The organism is Actinotalea sp., assembly GCF_035443605.1.
In the GTDB taxonomy this organism is placed as follows: Bacteria; Actinomycetota; Actinomycetes; order Actinomycetales; family Cellulomonadaceae; genus Actinotalea.
This window is the reverse complement of sequence record NZ_DAORSQ010000043.1, coordinates 3,408-6,842: the sequence shown is the minus strand read 5'-3', so window position 1 is coordinate 6,842 and position 3,435 is coordinate 3,408. Positions and strand designations below refer to the sequence as shown.

The window sequence follows — 3,435 nt, the reverse complement described above, 5'->3', positions numbered from 1 at the left end:
CCGCCGCCCGCCGAGCCGCCTGCGTCGTCGGTCGTCTGCTCGGCCGCCACGACGCGCAGCGGGGCGGCGTACGGCCGGCTCAGCGGCTGGCCGTCGAGCAGGATCTGCACGGTGAGCCCGAACGACCCCTCGTCGAGCGCGAGCTCCGGTGCGAGCACCTCGGTGCCCAGGAAGGCCTGGGCGCCGAGGTCGACGGTCACCTGGCCGGTGTCGTCGGTGGTCAGCGTGGCGCCGCGCACGGTCATGTCCTGCCCCGCGACCGCCCAGATCTCGCCGTCGACGAGCATCGCCAGCCCCAGCACGGCCCGGTACACGCCGGTGCCGGCAGCGGACGTCACGGTCACCTCGGGGTGCTGGACGCCCGGCGTGCCGACCATCCCCGCGAAGGAGTAGCGCACGGGCTCGGCCGTGGCCCCCTGGACCGCCGCGACGTCCAGCCGACCCCCGGTGACCGAGCGCCCCGCCATCGAGGCGAGGTGCTCGACATCGGCGAGGAGGTCCGCGCGCAGGTCCGCGACGGACGCGTCCGGGTTGACGCTCCGGTAGAGCGCGACGGCGGCCGCGACGTGCGGCGCCGCGAACGAGGTGCCCGCGACCGCGCGGTAGCCGCCGTCGTTCCACGGCGTCACGATCGCCTCGCCGGGGGCGAAGAGGTCCACGGTCGTGGCGCCGTAGGCCGAGTGCGCCGCGACGGAGTCCGTCGGGGTGCTCGAGCCCACCGTGAGCAGCAGCGGCTGCGGCAGGGACGCGGGGTAGACCGGCGAGGTGTCCCGGTCGGCAGAGTCGTTTCCCGCAGCGGCGACCACGACCACCCCCCGATCCGTGGCGTAGTCGATCGCGGCGCTCAGGGCGGTGAGAGCCGGCCCGGTGAAGGCTCCGCCGAACGAGGCGTTGACGACGTCGGCGCCGTTGTCGGCCGCGTACCGGATGGCCTGCGCGGCGAGGTACACGTCCACGGACTCCCCGCTGCCCGCGACCAGCGGCATGATCTGCGTCCCGGGCGCCAGCCCGACCGACCCCTGCCCGTTGTCCATCCGCGCGGCGACCACCCCGGACACGGCCGTGCCGTGCGAGCCGGCCGCGCCGTTGTCGATGTCCGGGCTGCCGGTCCAGAAGTTCCAGCCGTGGCAGTCGCCGACCTTGCCGTTGCCGTTGGTGTCGAGGGTGCCGCACGCCTCGGCGGGGTTGGTCCACAGGGCGCCCGCGAGATCCGGGTGGTCCGAGTCGAAGCCGGTGTCGACCACCGCCACGACCGTGCCCTGCCCGTGGGTCACCGCCCAGCCGGTGGGTGCGTCGACGTCGGCGCCGGCCGTGGCGGCCTTCTGGTAGGCGTTGGAGCCGGTGTTGTGCAGGTTCCAGGCGTACGGGCCGTAGAAGGGGTCCGTGGGGTCGATGCCCAGCACGGGGACCTCGACCGACGGCGAGGCCGCGGCGACCTCCGGCAGCGCGAGGACGTCCCCGAGGTCCAGGTGGGTCGAGACGAGCGCGTCCCCGCCGACGTCGAGCGGGGTCACGGCGGTCACGCCGGGGCGGGCCGCGAGAGCCTCGAGGACGCTCGCGGCGGGCCGTGACACGGGCCGGTCAGGGGCTGCGAGGGGCGCCGTGGCCGCGACGACGGCGCCGACGACGGCGCCGGCGGAGACGGCGCGCGCGCCGAGGGCAGTCACGTAGTAGACGACGTCGCCGTCGGCGATGACGTCGCCCCCGGAGCCGAGCTCCACCTGGGCTGCGCGCAGCAGGGCGGCGTCGACCGGGAGGCGAGTGGCGGCGGGGCCACCCTGGCCGAGCGCTGGCGCCTCGGTGGGCGGCGGAGCCGTCGGAGTCGCGCCGGCGGCCGGACCCGGTGCGGCGGCCGTCGTGGTCCCGGGCTCCGTCGGACCGCTCGTGGTCGCGGTGAGGGTGACGACGTAGCGGTGCAGGCCGTCGCCCGTGCCGTAGCTCGTGGCGACGGTCAGCGGCGGCTCGCCGCCCGACGCGCCGACGGCTGCCAGGCCGCCGACGACGAGTGCCACGGCTCCCGCCGTCGCGACCGCGGGGGCCCAGCTGTGCATCGCGCGCTCCTCGGGGTCAGGGCAGTGCTCGTCAGCCCATCGGCCGGTCCGCGGCGAACTGAGGCCCGGCCGCGCAGGATCACGCGAACGGCCCAGCCCGGTCGGCTGCCCCCGGTGCGGCGGCTCAGAACGCGAGCACCACGAGCTGTGTGAGCACGGGTGCGACCACCAGCGCCGGCAGCATCGCCGCCACGGGCAGGTCCTCACGGATCCGCAGCAGGCGCAGGGCGATCCCCACGAGCATCAGGCCGCCCGTTGCGGTCAGCGCGGCGATGTGCGCGTCGGGCAGGAACGAACCGACGACCATGCCGAGCACGGTGAGCGCGCCCTGCACCACGCCGACGGACAGCGCCGAGAGCAGCACTCCCGTGCCGAACGTCGAGGCGAACGCGAGGGCGGCGAAGCCGTCGAGGACGGACTTGAGCAGCAGCTGCTCGATCCCGTTGCCCAGACCGTCCGAGAGGCTGCCCAGCACCGCGAGCGGGCCGACGCAGAAGAGCAGCGACGCCGCGAGCCACCCCTCGATGAAGCGCTCGCGGCCCGCGACGTCCGCACCGCTCCACCGGCGCGACGTCCAGTCGTGCACGCGCCCGCCCAGCCCGGCGAGCCGCTGCTCGAGGCGCAGCAGCGATCCGGTCACCCCGCCGAGGAGCAGCGAGGCCAGCACGATGAGCACGGGTGCGCCGGACGGCACGGCGGCGGCGAGCGACGGGTCCGTCACGCTCGCCGCGGACAGCGCCGCCACCAGCAGCGTCACCAGCCCGAGGCTGTCCGTGACGACGGACCGGGTGTGCTCGCGCAGCCGGTTGCCGACGGCGATCCCGGCCAGCGACCCGACGACGATCGTCGTCATGTTGATGAGGGTCCCGAGCCCGGGGAAGGTGGCGTCCACGCCGGAAGGCTAGTGGTCCCGGGGCGGTCCGACGTCCGGCCGCCCCGGAGCGCCAGCGCGGCCGGCCTCGCGTTGACCCGCGGGCGCAGGGGGCGACAGACTCGACCCGTCGGGCACCTGACGTGCCCTGGAGGAACCATGAGCCCCACCGGCGAGCGCGGCCCGGCCCGATGAGCGCCGCGATCCTCGTCGCCGACCTGCACGTCACCCTCGGCGGTCGCGAGATCCTGCACGGGGTGGACCTCGCCGTCGAGCACGGTGACGTGTTCGGCTTCGTCGGGCCCAACGGGGCGGGCAAGACCACCACCCTGCGCACGATCCTCGGGCTGTACCGCCCGACCTCAGGATCGGTCCGCGTCATGGGCCACGAGGCGGGCAGCGACGAGGCCCGGCGCGCGACCGGGTTCGCGCTGGACCGGGACGGGCTCTACGACGCGATGACCGCGGCCGAGAACATCGCCTTCTACCAGCGGCTCTACGGCGGGGCGCCGG

3 protein-coding genes are annotated in these 3,435 nt (G+C 75.5%); 1 reads left to right on the top strand and 2 read right to left on the bottom strand.

Annotation, left to right across the window (positions count from 1 at the left end):
* Both PKY62_RS06640 and PKY62_RS06635 read right to left on the bottom strand, forming a co-directional pair.
* The coding region (locus tag PKY62_RS06640; RefSeq protein WP_324535924.1) for a S8 family serine peptidase at nt 1-2,051 on the bottom strand (2,051 nt) is incomplete at its 3' end.
* Nucleotides 2,052-2,175: 124 nt separating this feature from the next.
* Nucleotides 2,176-2,943 (bottom strand): DUF554 domain-containing protein, encoded by a 768-nt coding sequence (locus tag PKY62_RS06635; RefSeq protein WP_324535923.1) that lies wholly within the window; start codon nt 2,941-2,943, stop codon nt 2,176-2,178.
* A gap of 170 nt (nt 2,944-3,113) precedes the next feature.
* Between PKY62_RS06635 and PKY62_RS06630 the strand changes: the two genes are divergently transcribed.
* Nucleotides 3,114-3,435 (top strand): ATP-binding cassette domain-containing protein (locus PKY62_RS06630; RefSeq protein WP_324535922.1); only part of this gene is annotated, 322 nt, incomplete at its 3' end.